Source organism: Paraburkholderia sp. SIMBA_054 (assembly GCF_046534875.1).
In the GTDB taxonomy this organism is placed as follows: domain Bacteria; phylum Pseudomonadota; class Gammaproteobacteria; order Burkholderiales; family Burkholderiaceae; genus Paraburkholderia; species Paraburkholderia hospita.
This window is the reverse complement of record NZ_JAWRXV010001073.1, coordinates 1-260: the sequence shown is the minus strand read 5'-3', so window position 1 is coordinate 260 and position 260 is coordinate 1. Positions and strand designations below refer to the sequence as shown.

Annotated in this window: 1 pseudogene; it reads right to left on the bottom strand. The window is 53.1% G+C overall.

Annotation, left to right across the window (positions count from 1 at the left end):
* Window positions 1–243, bottom strand: a pseudogene (locus SB822_RS58465) (AraC family transcriptional regulator); the annotation flags it as partial.
* Window positions 244–260 lie beyond the last annotated feature (17 nt).

The following is a 260-nucleotide window of genomic DNA, read 5'->3' as shown; positions in this document are numbered from 1 at the left end:
AAGGTCCATATGCAGATGCTCACCGATCCAGAGGCACAATTCGTCCAGACTTGAATTATGCGTACGCTGTGACTGAAGTGCGACGCTAAACTGCGCCTGTCCTCCGGGACGGCGTAAAAACAGGACCAGATTTTTGGCAATCTCCAAAGCGAAGTCATTTCCCAGGTCTTCGCTCACAAGGGAAAGCGCGAGGTCTATTCCCGACGATATGCCCGCCGACGTGTACACATTGCCGTCTTTCACCCAGATCGGATCCGGAT